Here is a 19,199-nt window from a genome sequence, read left to right as displayed (position 1 = left end):
GTCCGCACAACGTCAGTTTGCCCGTTGTCGAAAACCCGCTTCCGCGAACTGTGCCAGACAGCGGGCGCGTGCCTTCCATCAGGGAAGGCAAGAGATTATCGGGTTCTCCGTTCCGGAAAAGCGGCTGCATGATTTTCACTTTTTCCGGAACTTTTTCACCTCGTCCACCGCCTTCACCGCGGCGGCAAGCAGGCACTCGTTGAGAGCGGGGTGGACGAAGATGGTTTCCGCGAGCTCCCGCACGTCGTTCTTCAGTTTCATCACCGTGATGACCTGATGGAGAAGCGTGGACGCCTCCGGTCCGATGAGATGGCAGCCGAGGATCGAGTGATCCTCCGGTGAGACGAGCAGCTTCACCCGGGGATAATCGATGCGCATGGCCTCCACGCGCGCGCTGGCGAGCCAATCCTCGAAGACAGCGACATATGGTGTGCCGCGCTCTTTCAGCTCCTCTTCGGTTTTACCGATGGAGGCGACCTCCGGGTGGGAGAATATCCCGTGGCCGATGGCCGCATCGTCAATGGGTCCGGTCCTCCCCTTGAGAAATTTCTGACGGAGGAAATGAACCTCCTGCGCAGCGGCATGCTGCAGCATGTGGCGGCCGTTGACATCGCCCGTGGCGTAGATGCCGGATACGATGGTTTCCAGGTGTTCGTTTACCGGAATGAAGCCTTTTTCGTCGGGACGGATGCCGGTCTCAGCCAGATCCAATGACTCGCTGTTGGGTGTTCTTCCGATGGCGAAAAGAACACGGTCCGCCACCTGGGTCACCTCGCCTTCATGAGTTTCGAAAGTTGCGGCGAAACCATCCTCCGAACGGGACAGATCCACCAGCGATGCTCCGAAACACAGCCGGACATACTTTCCAAATTCCTGCTGGAAAACCCGCTCGATGTCCGGATCCTCCTTTCCCAGCAGCCGATCCTTGCGGACGGCAAGCGTGGTCCCGACACCCACCGCTGCGAAGAACGCCGCCATCTCGCATGCGATGACTCCGCCCCCGATGACGAGCAGGCTTCGCGGCGGATCACCTGCCAAGGGAAACAGATCATCGCTCGTCCAGACACCAAGGTCGGCATACGGCGGCGGGTTGGGACGGGAACCGGTGGCGATGACGATTTTTTCCGCTGTCAGGATTCGTCCGCCAGCCTCGATCCGCTTGTGCCCGGTAAACCGGCCTTCGCCTCTGACAAGGGTGACGCCTGCGTCCCCGACCCTGCCTTGATAGCGGCCATCCACTCCGGCGATGTATTCGTTCACACTGGCGAAGATTTTCCGCAGATCCGCGCCATGGTAATCCGCGTCGATGAAATGTCTGCCAGCCTCCCGCACATGGCGGGCCGCATCCGCAAATCCAACCAGCAATTTCGATGGCACACACCCGCGGTTCGGACAGGTGCCGCCCAGGCGGTCCCGTTCGATAAGAGCGACCTTCCATCCGTCCTTGGCCGCGGCGATTGCGAGATTCGCCGCCCTGCCGCCGCCGAGAACGATGAGGTCGTAGGATTCGATCATGGCAGCCTGCCGATGAGATTTGTGATTTCCTCGCGGGCGTTCAGCCCTGCCAGCCAGTCGGCGGGCCAGTCGGAGACGGGAAACGCCGCCGCATAAACCATTCCGAGGATCATGCCCCGGGCCGCGCTGTCACCACCGGCATTGGCATTTTCGATGAGCGCTTCAGCCGGTGATGTGGGGTGACGAAGCAGGAGGTGGCAGATTCCCGGGAACGCATCCACCGCGTGGCATGTCAGGCCGTGGCGTTTCAATGCCGCCGCATCCGTCTCGTCCGAGGCGGCGGAAGCAAGAGCGTCGTCCAGCCAATCCTTCCGGATGGAATGCCAGGTGGTGTGCTTGATGGTTTTTCGCAATGCCGTTTCCATGTCATCACCCGACCGCACCGCGAGGATGACCCTGGCAAAAAAGAGCGCGGACTCGATAACAACAGGATCTCCATGCGTGAACGCGGTCTGGACCCTCACCGCCAGCAGAAGCTCTTCTTCTGTTTCCCATTTCAATAGAAACAACGGTCCGATGCGCGCCGCTCCCGCGATGTCGTTGGAGGAAGATGGCGGATTTTCTTCCGAAGAGAGATGGGCGAGGGTGGCCTTTGTCGCACCGTCCCGATAGGAGATGGTCCGGGGGTCTTCCCAATACGCACGCCAGTCTTCGGCAAACCCCGCCAGATTGAAACGGCCGGTTTTTGAAATCGTGCGGAGAAGGACGAGCGCCTGATCACCATAGTGCGTCTGGTCTCCAGCCGCCTTCCCCTGGTGATAGACAGCGAGCGGCGGCTGATAAGTGGTGGCGCGGCCCAACCGCTCACGGATCTCATTCTGATCATAAATCCAGTGGGGGCCGAGTGCGAGTGCGTCGCCGATGAACGCACCGAAAACAATATCTGAAGGCGAGGTCATGGGTGGAGGATAGACGGGATTCCAACGAGGAGCGACTGGGAAATCCGTGTGAAGGAGTGCGGCGGGAAACGTAGCGCCAGGAGTGCTCCGGACGATGTGTTATGGCCGGACGTCCGAGGTTCGGTCCGTCCGGAGGTCACATGACCCTATCGCTTCCCTCCGCACTCCCAAGAAACTGGCCGCGGCTCCAAAGGGAGCCGCGGCCGGTAAGTGGCGGGAAGGCGGGCGGACTTATTTCGCCTCGCGGACTTTGTCAGCTTCGTCCTCGATCTCGTCCGCACGCTTTTCAACGGCCTTGCGGGTCGCATCGGCGTCGTTCTCGGTTGCGTCTGCGGCATTCTCACTGCCTTTGCGGATCGCGTCGGCGTGGTTTTCCTTCGCGTCGGCGACTTTCTCACCGTCCTTGCGAAGTTGGTCGGCGTTGGCTTCGAGGTTCTCGGCCTTTTGCTCAAGGCGCTCCTCACGGGCTTGCTCTTGTTTGGAGTCACACGCGGTGAAAGCAAAGACGAGGGTGGATGCGCCGATAAGGGAAACGATGGATTTGGTTTTCATGGTCGTAGTGGTTATCCTGTATGGATCTTCCCACACCATTGCAAATATCGTGCCTGACGATTTATCAGAGAGTTATATCAATTTTCAGTCATTTGATCGGGTGAAATGCGATCTGCATGATGCATTCTGCATGAAGACTCCTTACTTCTTCAGCAAGGATGCGAGTTCTGGGATGTGGCTCTGAATTTCGGTAGCGACGAGCAAGGCGGTCCTCTGAGCCCCAAGGGGCGAAAGGTGGGTGGTGTCACCTTTTTTCAAATCGTAGGCGGCAGCGGCCTCAGGACCGATTTCATTCATCTGTCCGACGCTGCGGGCATTCAAGTCGACAAGGGGAACTTTTTCCGCAGCGGCGACAGCACGGGTGGCGGCTACATAATCCGCAAGGTGGTCCTTGCCCGTGCCTCCCACCTGGGCATCGGCATACGGTTCCAAACGCTCCGCATCGATCCTGCCCTGAGGATTGAAGTTCCGCCGGGTGAGGGAAGTGACAAGCACGGGCCTGGCTCCGATTTTCTTCAGGTCCGCGATGTAGTTCACCAGATTCTCCCGAAAAGAGGTATCCGCATCCGTCTCGCGTTTCGGACCTTTCCCGGGTTGGTCGTTGTGGCCGAACTGGATGAGCACCCAGTCCGGTCTCGCCTCGAGCACCTTTTCCCAATGACCTTCGCCACGATAGCTTTTCGAACTCCTGCCGCCGAGCGCCAGGTTCCGGCATTCGGCACCGGGAGCAAGTCGTTTGGCAAACTCATCCCCCCATCCGCCGCGTGGAGCGACGGTGGAGTCGCCCACAAGGATGATGCGGGTTTTCGGTCCGGGCCCGGCTTCTGTGTGCGTGCCGAAAAGAGCCGCGCAAGCGAGGAGAGCGAGATGGAGTGATTTCATGAATGCGGGTTATTGATCGTAGCTGTGGTGAAACGGCCGGAAGATCTCGTCCGTGGCGACCGGTTTGCCGAACCAGCGGGTAAGCATCTCCGGCCAGGATTCTTCCAGTATCATGAGAGTGAAGCTGCCGGAAACACGCGGCGTCTCAGCCGCATTGACGGACGTTTCCGGGCCGGAGCCTTTGTTGCCGAAACCGGACATGACGCTGTTGTGGCTCAGCAACGTCTTCCCACCATCGCGCTCGATGGCGACATCGGCCGGACTTGTGGCAAGCGCGACCCCTTTGCCCTGTGGCGTGGTGACGAGAGCGCATTCGGTCTCACGGCGGTTTCCTTGATACCGCAGATCCTCGCGATTGAGGTGAAACAGGCCAAACTCGTTCAATCGATCCTTGCCGGGATAGCCGGCATACGGACCTTGGCCGATCCAGCGGAATTCCGTCAGATCGGCGGGCAACACGACGGACAGCCCGGCCTCGGAAAATCTGCCTTTCGCGTTTGTCGGCACGTAGTCGTAGTGGACGGTGATGACTCCGCCGGGCGTGATTTCCAACTGATATCCGCCGACGAAGGCCTCGCCTCCGACGTCCTGCCGCCCGACGGATTTGTCCAACTGATCCAGCGGCTCGTCCGAGCGTTTCACTTCCTTTTCTTCCTTCACCCGGGGCCGGGGATAGGTGCCTGCGACGCTGAGGCGCACGGCCGAGCCCTCCTGGATGACTTTGATTTCGGAACGAGTGATTTCCTTGAGAGTTGAGTAACGCCAGGTGTTGTCACGTCCGGCGCTGCGACCTTCGGTCATCGTGAGCTTCCGACCGGGGTGTGGACAAATACCGGCGACGAGTACGCGGCCCGAACGGTCCCGGATGGCAAGCTCACCGCCGGGGCGGGCGATGGTAAGGCTCCAGCGCGCGGATTCGATTTTCACTTCTTCCTTGCTCTCGCTGACTTTTGGCGAATCCGCTTTCGTTGAATCGGTGGTCCATCCGATACGGTTCGTCCCCGCGAAGTCGAGCCGCACCGTGCGTTCGTTGATCTGCATGCCCGCTTCGTCGAGACATCGTAATTCCAGGGTGAGCACGTCTTCCGCAGCGCCGGCGGGGATGGCAACGGGGAGGCGCAGGTTTTCACTCTCGTGCGATGCGGCTCGCAAGGGCACTTCGCCGTGCTGGATTTCTTCGCGATTCCGGCTGAGAAACCATGCGAGCTTCATGCCTTCAAGCGACCGGAAATCGTATCGATTCTCGATGGTCAGGGAAATTTCTCCGGCACCCGGCTTCACGACGGCGGCGCGTTCGACGATCTGGACAGGTGCGTAAACTTTCCGCATCTCCCAGAAATCCGTCTGCGGCGTGCGGTCGGCATAGACAAGACCATCGCAGCCGTCGTTCGCATGGGTGTCGTAGTAGCGGCGATCATCCAGCCACACGGAGTCGGTTGATTCACCACGATCCACCGGTTTGTCACTTGTCCGCAGGATGCCCTGGTCATGGAAATGCCAAAGCGCGCCGCCGGCGAAGACCGGATTCGCCTGCAGGATTTCCCACTGGTCCTGGATGCGATCGGTGGCGAGTCCCAGCGCGTGGGCGTATTCGGTGAGGATGGTGGGGCGTTTGAGTTTCTTCGCGAAGCCGCGGAGCGTACCGTTGCCCGGGTAATGCGGTGCGTAAATGTCCACGTACTCGGGGATTTTTTCATAATTGCTCGCGAAATAGCTGCCGATCTTGGGAATGCATATCGGGCGTGTGGGATCGATTTCCTTGGCGCTCCGGCAGGCTTCCAGCTCGACTTCCGTGACCGGATTCTCATTGCCGATGCTCCAGATGATGACCGACGCGCGGTTCTTGTCGCGTGTGATGGTCGGTCCGACGCGGGCCAGGATATTTTCGCGGTATTCCGGATCGTTGAGATGCTCCTCGCCTTTTCCAATGGAAACCTCGTCCATGACGTAAAAGCCCAACTCGTCGCAAAGTTCGATCAAACGCGGCTGCGGCGGATAATGCGAGGTGCGGATGAAGTTGATGTTGCCCTTTTTCATCAACCCGAGGTCCCGTCGCATTTCCTGCTCCGTCACGCTGCGGCCGCTTTCAGGTCCGATGTCGTGATGGTTCACTCCACGCAGTTTGACCGGACGGCTGTTGAGGAGCAGAACGCCATCGGAGATGGAAATCTCGCGAAGCCCCACACGTTCCTCGATGGTTTGCAGCGGCCGGCCGTTGGCGGAAAGAGTGAGTTGCAAATGGTAGAGCGAGGGCGTTTCCGCTGTCCAGAGCCGGGGGGGTTCAACCCTGATACGGGAGTTGTAGGAATGATGTGAGGTATGATCCATGGAAAACCCGCTCACGAGTTTTCCATCCGGATCGAACAATTTTCCGCTCAGGTCTCCAGGCTGGCTGAGCTTCACGGAAACGGAAAATTCCGCCGCTCCGTCCGCAGCCAGCCTCGTGCCCGTGGTGATGTCCCGCACGTGGTTTTCGGGGACGGAAAAGAGCGTGACATCCCGGAAAATACCGGAGAGCGCCCAATCGTCATTCACGTCGAACGCCCAGCCCGGCGGCTTGGTGGTGACCCGCACGGCGATCATGTTTTCCCCAGCCAAGGCGTCCGTGATGTCGAACGTATGAGGATTGTAAGCGCTCGCCGAAGATGCTCCCACGTTTTTGCCATTGACCCACACTGCGAAACCGTAGGCCACCCCCTCGAAACGCAGGCACACGCGGCGTCCTCCGCGCCAGTGCTCCGGAATCTTGATCAAGCGGCGGTAAAGTCCGAGCCCGTCCTCGAGTTCGAGCGCGTATTTCGGTTCGGAAAATCCTTTTAGCTCCCAGTTCGACGGGACTGGAATTTTCTTCCATCCGGAGGTGTCGAAGCCGGGTTCGTGAAATTTCTCATCTGTCCCGGCATCCAGACCGGGAATGTATTTGAACGACCAGTCGCCATTGAGCAACTCTGTGAAACCATCCGCATAGGCCGGGTAAACGGAGATCGGAGCCGCGCGAATGTTGGAAAACACAACGCACGAGATGACGGCCAAAAACATATGTAAAAGAGTGGCTTTCATAAGAGGAAATATGAAGGAGACAGGGGATTTGCGGCCTGCGGATCCCGCTCATCTGTGGACTGCTGCGGATCGGAGTCCGCGGCTCCTTGATGTCCCTGCATTTTGTCATCGCTCCGACCGGGCGAGAGGTCCGTAGATTTCCGCTTCGATGATTTGCAACGCACCGGATTTCCCGGCGGGCTTGGCGTCTTCAAGTTTTTTGCCGGTGACCTCCACCATGCCGAAGCCGTCTTTTTCATCGATGTCGCCCGCGAGTTCGATCCGCACGGTTTTGCCAGGCGTGGGTTTCAGTTGAAGGGTGACGTATCCGAGGCTCTTGGGAGTGACGCCCTGATAGGCCAACGCGCCATCCACGGTAATCCGCAACGGATAGGCCTTCGCCCTCCAGCCGCCCATTTTCAGCGTGATCTCGCTGACGGTCGAAGCTTTTTGCAAATCATATTGGATCCACCCGGTGTCCGGCCTGCCGTTGTTTTTCCATCCGGTGTTCTCGTTGTCATCGTAGCTGAGCGCGGCTTGCTCGGGCGAACTGCCGGCGGTCGCTCCGGCGATGGGGAGCGGTGTGCGTGTCGGCGTGACGGAATCACCGTCTGGCGTGCCCCCCCGTTTGAACGAAGCGGGCAAGGTGGCTCCGGGAATGACCTCCGACAAACCGTCCACGACCACAAGCGGCTTGGAAACCAGCTCGATGGAGGCCGGCGTGAGGCCGTCCGCCGCGGCCTTGAGAACAATCTTCCCCTCCCGCGGCAGGGACCGGACCAACACGCGGTTCACGCCGCACTCGACGGGAAGTTCCTTGGACAGGATGAAATTGTCCGGCCCCTGGGCGATACCACCACGCCACTCGGCGGGCCCCGAGAGGTCGAAACGAATGGGATTGAAAGCCGTAGGGCAGCGGTTGCCCCGGGCATCGACAACTTCCACATCGATGAGCGCCATGTCAGCCCCATCCGCCAGCAATCCACCGGGTGCCGTGCGCGGTGTGAGTCTGACAGACACCGGAACGCCCGCGGTTTTCTTTTCCGTTTCACAAGTCTTCCGGTCGTTGGAATCATAACCAACCGCCTTGACCGCGCCGGGTTCGAACGGGATCTCCCTCCATGTATAGAGGAAGCGGCTGCTTTGCTCGCCGAAGCCCTTCGACTTCCCATTCACAAACAGCTCGACCTTTTCCGCGGAGGAAATGACGTGAACCGGCTTTTTCACCTGTGCCTCGTAGTTCCAATGGCCCACCAGATAGGCGGCGGGTCTTTCCACGTCCACCCAGCCGTCCCACATCACCTGATGGGCGAAGAAGGCGTCTTTCGGAAGACGCATGGCATCCACCTCGCCGCTCCGCCGGTAGTTCTCCGCTCCGCGTCCGTGGGTGTTCGTGTCTGAAAACACGATGTTCACCCCGCCCGCGCTGGATCGGAGGCCGGTGCCGGGACGCTCGCGCCAGTAGTCATACCAACGCTCCACAGTGGCGGCGGCATAGGTGTCCTGGTTGCGGTTGTAAGGTGCGCCGCTCTCGCCCTTCGGTGCCGGCGGGCCATCTCCGTTCTTGTGAAAGGGCGGTGACCAGTCGTCCCAATATTTCCTCAGGGCTTCGTCGCGGAAGTATTCGGTGGCCCAGAAAGGGAGCCGCGCGCTCTTGTTGATGTAGAGCATCTCGCCACCGTATTCCGCCACCTTGCTGTCCAACATCTCCCGCGAACCCGAGGCACGTCCTCCATGGGGATCATATTGGTCGCGCAGGGCCTTGAGGTCCGCCATGTGTTCCTCGCTGATGCTTTCATTGCCGCCTTCATACATCACCACGCTCGGGTTGTTGCGGTTGTAAATGATGGCATCCCGCATGAGTTCCACGCGCTGGGTCCATTGGCGGTCCTGGGCGTCCCTTTCCTTGTCACCCGCCGGCATGGCTTGCAGCAGGCCCACGCGGTCACATGACTCGATGTCCTGTTTCCCCGGCGTGACGTGCATCCAGCGCACGAGGTTGGCATTGCTCTCCACCATCAGGGCGTTGCTGAAATCACTGAGCCAGGGAGGCACCGACTGGCCGACCGAAGGCCACTCGTTGGTCGAGCGCTGTGCGTATCCTTTCATCTGGATCGTCCGGTCATTGAGCTTCACGAGGCCCTTGCCGAACTCCAGCTTGCGGAAACCGGTCCGTGTCGTGACGGCGTCGACCGACCCGCCATCCACCTTGAGCGTGGTGACCACATCATAGAGGTAGCCATAGCCCCAGCTCCAGAAATGGAGATCGGAAACCCTTCCGCCCGCACTGACAGTGCGTGTCTCACCCGCGGCGAGCGTGTGTTCCCCGCCTTGCAGCGTTTTCACCAGCCTGCCGTCCGCGTCGGTGAGCGTGACTTCATAGCTGAATTTCTTCGGCGAGGCGTGATCGTTCCTCACCTGCGTTTCCGCGGTGATCTCCGCCGACCTTCCCTTGATGTCGAAATCGCGGGCATGGACATACACACCGGTGGTGCCGAGATTCGAGTGAAGCGGCAGCGTCTGGTGCAATTTCCCGGTGACGTGCAGGAAAACGTTTTTCGGGATGCCGCCGTAGTTGGCCGCGAAGTCGTTCACGTTCCATTGGAACGATGTGCCGGTGGCTTTCTCCACATATCGGGTGGAGTTGTCGATGCGCGCGGCCAGCACGTTCTCCCCGGGCCTGAGCTTGTCCGTAATGTCGAAGCCGAACGCCATGACCCCGTTTTCGCTGAGACCGATCGATTCGCCATTGAGATAGAATTCGCCCGCCTGACGGATGCCTTCGAATTCGAGAAACACCTTCCCGCCAGCCGCCTCCGGCGGCAGCTTGAAATGCTTGCGATACCATGCGATTCCGGAGGGCAGTTTCTTGTTGTCCAGCTTGAAGGCGCTGTCCTCGTTCCACGCGTGGGGCAGCGTGACGGGTTTCCAGCTTCCGTCATCGAAAGACACGGCCTCCGCACCGGTCTCATCCGCCGTCTTCAGAAGCCACCCGGGATTGAAGTTATATTTTTTCCGGGGCGGATTCGCATCCCCCGCATGCAGGCATGTCACACTGGCGAACATGGCGGACGCGACGAGTCGGTTGATTGCTATCATCATGATTTTGAATTCGAAAAATGTCAGGGAACCCGGGTTTCGGCAGGACCGTCGTAAGAAGGTTCCAGCCCGCCGAGATCGAGGACGATCTTGTCCACGACGACGCCCGCATCGACCGCCACCAGACGGAGAGTGTGCCAGCCGGGGTTGAGGGGTTTGGGAAGTTCGGCGGCGGCCTCTGTCGCGTTGGAGAGCACGCGTTCGCTCCATTCCTTGCTTTTCGGGCTGAAACCCCGGTTCACGGCGAGAGGAATGGGCCGGTCGTTGTCGATGCTGACGGCGAGGCGCAATCCTTGTTCCAGCACGAGGGGGTGTGTCGGCACGAGACGGACGTGCAGCTTCGCAGGAGCCTTCGTCGTGGTGTGGAAACGGTATTCCAAACCCGGCGCGGAATCCGGTTTGATCGTCGCCGACGACGGCAGCACGGTGACGGCGGAGCCGGTGCGGCCCAGTCCCGGGATCACCCGCCAACCTGCCTTGGGACCGTCGTGTTTCGTTGTGAAATGTCCCGCGTCGATGGAGACGACCCGGCCAGCTTCGACAAAATCACCCGCACGGACGCCGGAAGGACGGGAGACGGATGCGCGAGCGGACGGAGCCGGAGGACAGATGTTTTGGGACGTCGGCGCGGGAGGCTCGGAAGAAGAGGGCTGGAAGCGGGTCCAGCTTTTGGCGGAGACACCATTTTCCGTCACGACGCCGCGCCATTTTCCTTTGGCGATTCCGTTGTTGTATCGGGAGGTCAGTTTCCTGATCCGCTCCCCGGCTTCGATCGCGGCGGCTTTGTTCGCCTCCGGAGCACGGCCACGGACCGAGTCGGCACGGGCGAGTTCCGAGCGGAAATAACGTTCGTTCACGGCCTCCGTGATTGCGACCGGATAGCCGACGAGCTGGAAATACGCGTCACGGGCGGCAGGCGGCAGTTTGGCGGCGAGCGCGGCGCTGTCGCGCAGCAGACCGGCGCATGCTCCCAGGCGTTGTTCGATCTCCGCTTCGTTCAGTTCCGTGGGTTTGTAGGGGGTGCCGGTAGAATGCCACTGCAGATGCTCGGCTTTCCGGGAAAAGTTGATGGCGTGAAGCCGGTTCAGAACGTCCGCGACAGCGGCGGCATGTTCCTTGCCAAAGTCGCGCTCGGCGGTTTTCCGCATGAAACGCTCCGGCGCGCTGGGGTCCGTCCGGTCGGCATGCCAGGCGAGATCGAGGAAAAACTCCATCGACCGTTCGGTGTTCTTGATGTCGCCCGCATTGACGATCCAAACGCCGTTCGCGCCGTGTTCGTAGGCGCGCATCATTTCCGACCACACCAGCGCGGGCGGCAGCGTGTCGACCCACAACCACGAGAGAGGCGCTCCGAGATAGGAGGCATGATAATAAATGCCGAAGCCGCCGGACCGCCTGCGCTCTTCCGGTGTGGCGTGGCGCCGGATGTAACCGAAGTTGTCGTCCGTCCACATGATGGACACATCCTCCGGCACTTTCATCCCGGCGTCGTAGTCCTCCAGCACCTCCTTGTAGGGGACGAAAATCTGGCCCACGCGGGAGGGATCACCCTTGCCGAGATATTTGCCGAGCAGCCCGCGCTGGTCGGCGAAAATCCTTTCAACCGTGGAAATGCGCTCGGCTTTGCTTTTCGGACCGACAATCGCACTGTCATGGATGCCGCGCATGCCGATGGTGAAAAGGCTTTCACCCGCGGAGCGTTCCTTCACGCGTTCTTCCCAATAGGCGAGCACGCCACCCGGATTCCTGATATAGTTGTAATCCTCCTTGGGCGCGGTCCACTCGGTGGTGTTGCTGCGCAGCATCGGCTCCGCATGGCTGGAGCCGAGCACGATCGAATACGCGTCGGCCGCGGCGGCATTGCCCGGGATGAGGTGGAATGCCTTGGTGCATTCATGCATCGCGGGCCAGATGGTGTTCGCACGCAGGCGCAGGAGGAGTTCGAAGATCTTCGTGTAGGTCCCGGGACCGATGTCCTTCACCTCCGGTTCGAAATTCTTCGCAGCCCACGGTTGCAGGCCCCAATCCTCGTCGTTGATGAAAATGCCGCGATACCTGACAGCCGGTTGATCGACCGGTTCATCGCCCGGCGACAAGTGAAGCTCCGGGCGTGGGGTCACCGGAACGTCCGCCCACCACCTCCATGGTGACACGCCGATACGGCTGGAAATTTCATAAATGCCGAAGGCGAGGCCCCGGCGGTCCGAACCGCTGATCGTGAGCACGCCGGGCCTGGCCGTGAGACGGAATGCCTCCCATTTTCCCTTGAGGTCCGGACTGAACATCAGTTCGACACGGGGCTGATCCTTGCCGGCCGGGGCGGCGGCCAACACTTCCGGCGTGATACCGGACACCGCGGCGATGTCGGCGGCAAGGTCGCGCGCGGCGATTTTCACCACCTCCGGCGCATCCTCCGGAAGCACGATCGGCGCGGCCTTGCCCGCACTTACCAGCGGAAATGTGCCGGTTGTCGGATTCACAAGATCCACCGTCGCGAGGGCGTGACCGGAGATGAGCAACAAGACTGGGATGGAAATTCGCGGAAGCATGGGGAGCGTTATTTTTTCTTCTTATCCCCGGCCACCAGCTCGCCGATCCTGACGTTGGTTTCCTTCACATCCTTCGCGTTCACATAGTCGTTTTTCTTTCCCCGGGCCCTGCCGATGGAAATCCCGTCGAGGGTGACGTCTGTCACCGGTTCGCGCTTGTCGCCCTCGATGCGGAACGGAATGCCGGTTTCCGCCACCTTGATGTTGGACACGTGGATGCCGCTGATTTTCGTGATGCGTTCCTCGTAGGTCGGCACGAGATTCTTCCATTGGTAAAGCACGTCCGTCTCGATGCCGAGCACGCTCTGCCGCACCCGCCCGGCCTCGATGTTTTCCATATGGATGTTCTCCACGAAGCCGCCGCGGCGGTGGTTCGTCTTGATGAAGAGCAGGTTCATCGGCTGATACTTTTCATTCACAAACCGGCAGTCGCGCACGTGGACATTGCGGATCCCCGCGGAGAGCTCGCTGCCGATGGCGACCAGCTGGTGGCCCTCGATGACGGTGCAGCCGCGGATGACGATGTTCTCCGTGGGGACACCCAGCCTCCAGCCGTCCTGATTGCTTCCGGACTTGATGGCGATGGCGTCGTCGCCCTGGTCGAACCTGCAATTTTCAACCAGCAGGTTCCGCGTCATTTCCGGGTCGATGCCGTCGTTGTTATGACCATGGGCATGGATATCAAGGCCACGGACGACAACCGAGTCGCAGAGCAGGAGATGGATGGTCCAGAAGGGGCTGTTGCGGATCGTGATGTCCTCGATCAGCACATTCCTGCAACGGTTGAACTGGATGAACTGCGGCCGCAGGTGGTTCTCCCCTACGGCCATCTGGCGTTCGATGACCGGCACATTTGTCGAAGCCATGGTATAGAGTTTTTTCAACGCTTCCATGTGCGCGGGAGGACGGCCCGACCATTCCTTCCATGTCCCCATCTCCGCTTCGATTTTCCCCCCGCCTGTGATGGCGACATTCTCGCAATCGAAAGCATAGATGAGCGGAGAGTAGTTGAAGCATTCGAATCCCTCCCAACTGGATTGGACGGCGGGCAGGTAGTCGGCGGGATCATCACTGAAGAGAAGCGTCGCCCCCTTTTCGAGATGCAGGTTCACGTTGCTGCGGAAATGGACTTTTCCCGTAAGCCATTTCCCCTCGGGAATGACGACCCTCCCCCCACCCGCCTCATGACATGCGGCGATGGCTTGTTCGATGGAGGAGGAGCAATCACCGCTCTCTTTCGCTCCATATTCCGTCACGACGAAATCCTTTTTTGGAAACACCGGCACCTTGATGACAGGCATCGGAAACGCGGCTTTCACGGAAATTTCCTCATGCCTGATCGTGACGGGTTCCGCATGAAGCGGGGACAGGATCAGCACAAGGGAAAGCGCTCGGACGAATGACGGGATCATGGGCATGTCGGCGGATGGAACATCGACTGGAGAATACCCCGGCTCCTTCCGATCTCTCTCTACCGCAATCGAAGTAACAATCCCCCACCGGGATCAACGACATGCGCCGACCGATGTAACTCCCGCCGGAGCGCCGCCCCACCTATCGGACAGGTTCACTTTTTCTCCAGCTCCAACATCGCCTTGGCGAACCGCTCGCCGAGTTGCTTCGAGCCATCTGTGTCGAAATGAAGCTTGTCGCCCTTGTCCTTGAGTCTGGCGGAATCCGCGTAGCCGACATGTTCCAACAGTTGCGGCATCCGCCGGATGGCTTTTCTCACCGTTTCCGCTCCGGGAAATTTCTTCTCGTCCATGAAATCTCCGATCTGGCCGACCACGATGGGCAGTTCCGGCTGCTTCAGGTCTGCCCGCAGGTCGGTGAGCATCTGTTTCAGCCGCGCTTCATATGTTCCGGCGGTTTCCATCTTTTCCGAATCCGACTCGCCCTGATGCCACAGCACGCCGCTGATGATTCCATCCTTCGCGGCAACCCTCGCCTGCGAGAGCGCGTTCTGATAGAGATCGCCACCTTTCACCCACCTCTCCAGCTTCGTGCCACCCACCGCACAAGGGACGAGGCCGATGCCCGCCTTCCCGCCGGCGGCAAGCATCCGGCTGGCAAAGGGAATGCCCGGCCCCGCACCCGGCTCGATGCGCCCCGCCTTCGGAAACATGGGGTCACGGGCGACCACCCATTTCCCATCGGGACCCAGCGCGAGGACCTTCGGGTTGTCCACTTGTCCGGCGAGTTCCCGGGTATCCCGGCCACACATGTTCGACTGCCCCATGAGCAGGTAGACGTGGAATTCCTGTTTCTTCACAGGTGGTGCCACAGGTGTGGGCGGCTCCGCCTGAAGCGGCATGCAACAGGTTGCGAGAACGCCGAGCAGCACGCGTGCCGGAGACAAGAGGCAGGTGATTCGTTTCATCGTGGAGTGAGTATTAGGTGCTGTCGTGTGAATTGCCATACTTCGAAAAAGTTCATCGGGAGTTTGAAGCCATCCAACAACGCCCGGCGGGCGGGACCATGGAAGCCACTACCGGGGGACCCAACCCAACGGTTTGTCCCACGCCCGCCCCGCGGAGCTCCACGCCTCATGAAAGGCACCGTAGCTTGCCGCGGGCCGGTGACCTGGGTGGGCGACGAAATCGAAGGTCACCTTGACTCCATCTCCGGCGGGCTCCGTGTTCAGGCTCCACTCGCAATGGTCCGTACTTTTGTTCCTGGGAGAGGAAACCACGCCCTGCTTTTCCGGCGGCATCGGAATTTTCGCCGTAACCTCACTTGTGAAGTGCAGGGGGTAGAAAGTCTCGAACTCTGTTTTCCGGTCTTTCACAAACTTGGTGGCGAGGTAATCCCTCTCCCAAAGAGCGGGCACCACCGCCGTACAGCGTCCGTTCTCGGTGCTGATGGCCTCTCTCACATCATAATCCATCACAAGCCGGGCCGGCTCTCCGACCCGGTCCAGATTTTCGAACCGGAACCCGTGCAATTGCGCGGCTCCTTCCCCGAGAATCCCCTGCGCTTTCCTTGTCTGTTCCGCAGGACTGAGACCGGTGAACGAGCCCCGCATCCATGAAGCATAATAACCCGTCAATTCGAGAGTCTCCTCCAGGTGCAGGTCTTCGTTCCGAACCATAACCGTGCGGCGGCTGCTGACATCCGCGCTTCCCTTCGGCGCCGGGGCGGGACGGTCGATCAGCCTCGGACCGGCGGGATCCAGCACCAGCGCCCTGCTGTGCCAGAGATTGTCCGCGGGGAATGACGCGAGATCGAGGGTTTTGTCGGTGGGATCCAGAAGCCAGTTTTTCCCGAGAGACGGAACCAGCAGCACGATATGGTTGAACTGGTCGAGGGTCGGCAGATCCGGGTGTGTCTCCCAATCCGTGTTCACCACGGCCAGGTGGCTTTCCACGCCCGCGGCCCGCAGCAACAGGTGGGCGAGCACGGAGGTATCCTTGCAGTCGCCGTAGCGCGAGCGGAGCGTTTCATCCGCCGGGTTGGGACGCCGCCCGCGGATGCCGAACTCGATGGCTTTGTACGAAATCTCCTTCTGGACATAACTGGTGATGGCGGCGATCTTGTCCCGCTCGCCAGTCTTTTCCTTAACGAGCGACCGGGCGAGATCCTCCAGGGTCTTGTCCACCCGCAGGCGGTCATCAAGGTCCTTGAGGTAATCCCTTCCCACTGTCTCCCAGGAGCCTTCGCTCCCACCGATCCACAACATCGGGCAACGTTGCTCGACGGGGATGGAATACGGTTCGAACTCGGCCGCCTGCATCTCCCCGCAAATCCATGCCGCCAGCCGGTCGTCGAGGATCGTTCTGATGCTTCCTCCGTTCGTCAGTTCGGAGCGCACGGCAGACACATCCCCGGTGACGAACACCACCTCTCCGGCGGAGGGAAATCCGCTGGCGAACAAATGCCGGTTGAACCTGAAACGATCCGACGGGCTGCGATCCTCGATCGTGATCTGCCACTCGACGGTGGTTCCCGGCTGGACCGCCGCGACCTGCAGGTGAAGTGTCTTCTCATGGGTGGCCTCGTCCCCTCCCTCCTTTACGTAGGCGTCATCGACGGATGCCTTCGCCAGGACTTCTCCGGCGGCATTCCTGACCTCCAGACGGTTCATGAAGATCCGCTCGTGGATGGGGTCGAACGTCGCCGTTACCGAACTCATGTCAGCCGCGCCTTCCGTCGTCAAAACCTTCACACGGCGATGGATGGTCCGGCGGAGCGGCTTTCCTTTTTCGAAGTGGTAGCCGGTGGCGCGCAGCAGCCAGGCGCAGGGATGTCCCTCGCCGAATTCCGCCGCAGGAGGTTTGGCAGCGAGCGCAGCCACCACTCCGGCGGGGATCTCCACCGCCGGGATCTCGTTCTTCACTTCGGAGTTGTCCCCTTGGCCAAGTGCGGCGGAAGCCCGGCGGATATAGTCCTGGATGGACGTGTCGTCGGGTGCCAGTTTCGCGGCACGCTCGAAAGATGCCTTCGCGTCGCGATACCAGTGCCGTCCCATCTGGCTCCAACCGAGGACGCACAGCGCCCGGGAAGATTCGTCGCCACCGTCCAACAGCTTCTCCGCGATGGCCGCCGCCTTGGCGTTTTCGCCAGCCTCATTGTATTCGGTTCCGAGATCGAGGCCCACGTTCTTGTCATCCGGATTTTCGGCACGAAGCTTTTCAAGCATCTCGATGGCTTTCGCGCCGTCTCCCCCCGAGCTGTGTGTCTGCGCCTGCCAGCGCCGGGCATTGACGCTCGGATTTTTCACGAGCCAGGCATCCACACAGCGCAAGGCCGGGACATGCTGCCCGCGGCCGTTGAGCAACTGAAGCCAGGACAACAGGTCGTTTTCGTCGCGCAGACCCTTTTCCACCAATTTCAGGAATGCCTCTTCAGCCTCCTTCATGTCTCCGTTCAACGCCAGCAGGCGGGCGTAGCGCAATGCGACGTAATGATTGTCAGGAAACTTCCCGACATGAGGCGCGAGGAACGCGCATCCCTTGACCGCCTGTCCCAGGCGTTCGAAAGCATCGCCGGCATTGCCCAGCACGGTGGGGTCTCCCCCCTCCTCAAAAGCCTTGCAAAACCATGCTGCCGCGGCCTCCCGCTCGCTCCGGTTCGCCAGGGAAAGCGCCGCTTCATTCAAGATCAATCCCAGCGCCTTCTTCTGGTCGGGTGCCAGCGGCGGGGCGTCGCCTTCCGGCTCGCCGAGGGTGATCGCATCAAGACTGCGGCTGACCAGATCGAGATCCCCCTTTCCAGCCGCAGCCCATCCGGCCAGCAGATGGGCGCCGCGCCGTCCTCTTGCGACACGCAGGATGTAGCGGTACTGCTCACCATCGACCGTTCGTTCCATCCGGATCTCCCGGCCGGTTCCTCCATGTCCCGGCGACCACGGTTTTACGGAATTTCCGTCACCAGACTTTTCCAACTGGAAGGCGGACAACAATCCACGGGTGAGGGCGTCCAGGTCGGGCGGATCCACATCGAACCGCAGGGGCAGCACCACCAATGCCTCGTTTCCACGCAAGGCCCGGAAGTCCACCAACGCGTTCACCCCGCCGGTCGTCCATGGCGCCCAGCCCAGGCCATCCAGGCCGGTCCGGTAGCCGAGCTCCGGCCGTTTCACATCCGCCACGGTGCCCTTGCCAACCGCGTCGAGGGCAGGGTCGAGAATGCGGAAGGTTTCCATCAAGGAGCGCGCATCCCTCGCAAGACCCGCCTTGTCACCCTTGTTCCATGACACCATCTGCCACGAGAATCCCCGCCGGGTGGTGATCCAGTGTTCGTAATTGAAGACCGCCGACTGGACCCGCGCTTGGGTGCTGAGGTGGGCGAAGGTGAGGCCTTCCGGCGTCACCACCGTATCTTCCGTCTGGGAGATCACCTCCACATTCATCGCGAGATTGGACTTCACGATCTCGCGCAGTTGTTCCAAATCAGGAGCCGAGGGGATCTTCTCGGCGATGACCATGCTGAATACCTCCGGGTTGGACTTGCGCAGGGCGAGGCAGGCAAGCTTGTTGATGGCATCCGGCTTGACCCGCACCCAGCCCTTGGCCGGCGTCAGGGAAAAATTGAAGTCCGTGTTCCGGATCGGAACGTTTCCGGTATCGACCGCTCCCGCTTCGCGAAACCCTTCCCACCCGTCGTCAGCGGATTTGAGGGCGCCGGAAACAACAATCCCCGCGGTCGCCAGAAGCAAGATCGAGGCAAGGGAAATGGCCCAGATCGCCTGGGCACGGCCTTGCCGGAAGCGCGTGCTGTCATACAGCGCCAGACCGACAATGCCCAGCACCAGGGCCGCCAGCCAACAAACACACAGTCCAAAGCCGACAAGCACCCGGCTGAGGTTCGACCCGACCTCGAAAGCCTCCAAACCCACCTGCACGCAGGAAAGTGTCCATCCGCACAACAACACCATCAGCGCCAGAACGCAGGGCTTGCTGACGGTCGGACGCCGCAGCAACGACACGCACTTCAGGATGCCCGCGAGCAGCATCAACACGACGATCCCCGAACCTGTGGCCTGGCCGATCTGCTCGCTCGCCGATTTTCCCGAAACCGCGAGGAAATTCCAAAAATTCATCAGCCACATCTATTCGTTCCTCCACTTCGCAGGCAACGCTCAATTTGCTTTCGCAACAGGATGAGAAAAACCCGCCGCCCCTTTCGGGACGGCGGGTTGGTTTGATTCGCTGACAGGCGTTTC

The 19,199-nt window shown here is 60.5% G+C and carries 10 protein-coding genes; all 10 read right to left on the bottom strand.

What is annotated here, in order from left to right:
* Positions 1-135: 135 nt before the first annotated feature.
* On the bottom strand, positions 136-1,515 hold the full coding sequence (locus tag JIN84_RS04980) for a dihydrolipoyl dehydrogenase family protein (RefSeq protein WP_200349905.1): 1,380 nt from the start codon (positions 1,513-1,515) through the stop codon (positions 136-138).
* Positions 1,512-2,414 carry an ADP-ribosylglycohydrolase family protein gene (locus JIN84_RS04975; protein ID WP_200349904.1) on the bottom strand — a complete coding sequence of 301 codons (903 nt, stop codon included), beginning with the start codon at positions 2,412-2,414 and terminating at the stop codon, positions 1,512-1,514. The genes JIN84_RS04980 and JIN84_RS04975 overlap by 4 nt, the downstream gene beginning before the upstream one ends.
* Positions 2,415-2,645: 231 nt before the next feature.
* Positions 2,646-2,966, bottom strand: coding sequence for a hypothetical protein (locus tag JIN84_RS04970; RefSeq protein WP_200349903.1), 321 nt, complete (start codon positions 2,964-2,966; stop codon positions 2,646-2,648).
* A gap of 141 nt (positions 2,967-3,107) precedes the next feature.
* On the bottom strand, positions 3,108-3,848 hold the full coding sequence (locus JIN84_RS04965) for a rhamnogalacturonan acetylesterase (RefSeq protein ID WP_200349902.1): 741 nt from the start codon (positions 3,846-3,848) through the stop codon (positions 3,108-3,110).
* Between the two features lie 9 nt (positions 3,849-3,857).
* Entirely contained in the window at positions 3,858-6,860 is a 3,003-nt protein-coding gene (locus tag JIN84_RS04960; RefSeq protein ID WP_200349901.1) for a glycoside hydrolase family 2 TIM barrel-domain containing protein, read from the bottom strand.
* Positions 6,861-7,013: 153 nt separating this feature from the next.
* Positions 7,014-9,989 (bottom strand): DUF4982 domain-containing protein, encoded by a 2,976-nt coding sequence (locus JIN84_RS04955; RefSeq protein WP_200349900.1) that lies wholly within the window; start codon positions 9,987-9,989, stop codon positions 7,014-7,016.
* A gap of 20 nt (positions 9,990-10,009) precedes the next feature.
* The gene (locus JIN84_RS04950) at positions 10,010-12,508 is read right to left on the bottom strand and encodes a glycosyl hydrolase 115 family protein (RefSeq protein ID WP_200349899.1); all 2,499 of its coding nucleotides are present in this window, start codon (positions 12,506-12,508) and stop codon (positions 10,010-10,012) included.
* Positions 12,509-12,543: 35 nt separating this feature from the next.
* Positions 12,544-13,947 (bottom strand): glycoside hydrolase family 28 protein, encoded by a 1,404-nt coding sequence (locus tag JIN84_RS04945; protein ID WP_200349898.1) that lies wholly within the window; start codon positions 13,945-13,947, stop codon positions 12,544-12,546.
* Positions 13,948-14,102: 155 nt separating this feature from the next.
* Positions 14,103-14,915 (bottom strand): sialate O-acetylesterase, encoded by an 813-nt coding sequence (locus tag JIN84_RS04940; RefSeq protein ID WP_200349897.1) that lies wholly within the window; start codon positions 14,913-14,915, stop codon positions 14,103-14,105.
* A gap of 108 nt (positions 14,916-15,023) precedes the next feature.
* On the bottom strand, positions 15,024-19,076 hold the full coding sequence (locus tag JIN84_RS04935) for a DUF3857 domain-containing protein (RefSeq protein ID WP_200349896.1): 4,053 nt from the start codon (positions 19,074-19,076) through the stop codon (positions 15,024-15,026).
* Positions 19,077-19,199: the final 123 nt, after the last annotated feature.

The organism is Luteolibacter yonseiensis, assembly GCF_016595465.1.
Lineage (GTDB): Bacteria > Verrucomicrobiota > Verrucomicrobiia > Verrucomicrobiales > Akkermansiaceae > Luteolibacter > Luteolibacter yonseiensis.
This window is presented reverse-complemented; position numbering and strand designations above follow the sequence as displayed.

Excerpts from the sequence above, each read along its gene's own strand:
- JIN84_RS04980 (WP_200349905.1), bottom strand. The coding sequence starts at position 1,515 with ATGATCGAATCCTACGACCTCATCGTTCTCGGCGGCGGCAGGGCGGCG.
- JIN84_RS04975 (WP_200349904.1), bottom strand. The coding sequence starts at position 2,414 with ATGACCTCGCCTTCAGATATTGTTTTCGGTGCGTTCATCGGCGACGCA.
- JIN84_RS04970 (WP_200349903.1), bottom strand. The coding sequence starts at position 2,966 with ATGAAAACCAAATCCATCGTTTCCCTTATCGGCGCATCCACCCTCGTC.
- JIN84_RS04965 (WP_200349902.1), bottom strand. The coding sequence starts at position 3,848 with ATGAAATCACTCCATCTCGCTCTCCTCGCTTGCGCGGCTCTTTTCGGC.
- JIN84_RS04955 (WP_200349900.1), bottom strand. The coding sequence starts at position 9,989 with ATGATGATAGCAATCAACCGACTCGTCGCGTCCGCCATGTTCGCCAGT.
- JIN84_RS04945 (WP_200349898.1), bottom strand. The coding sequence starts at position 13,947 with ATGATCCCGTCATTCGTCCGAGCGCTTTCCCTTGTGCTGATCCTGTCC.
- JIN84_RS04940 (WP_200349897.1), bottom strand. The coding sequence starts at position 14,915 with ATGAAACGAATCACCTGCCTCTTGTCTCCGGCACGCGTGCTGCTCGGC.
- JIN84_RS04935 (WP_200349896.1), bottom strand. The coding sequence starts at position 19,076 with ATGAATTTTTGGAATTTCCTCGCGGTTTCGGGAAAATCGGCGAGCGAG.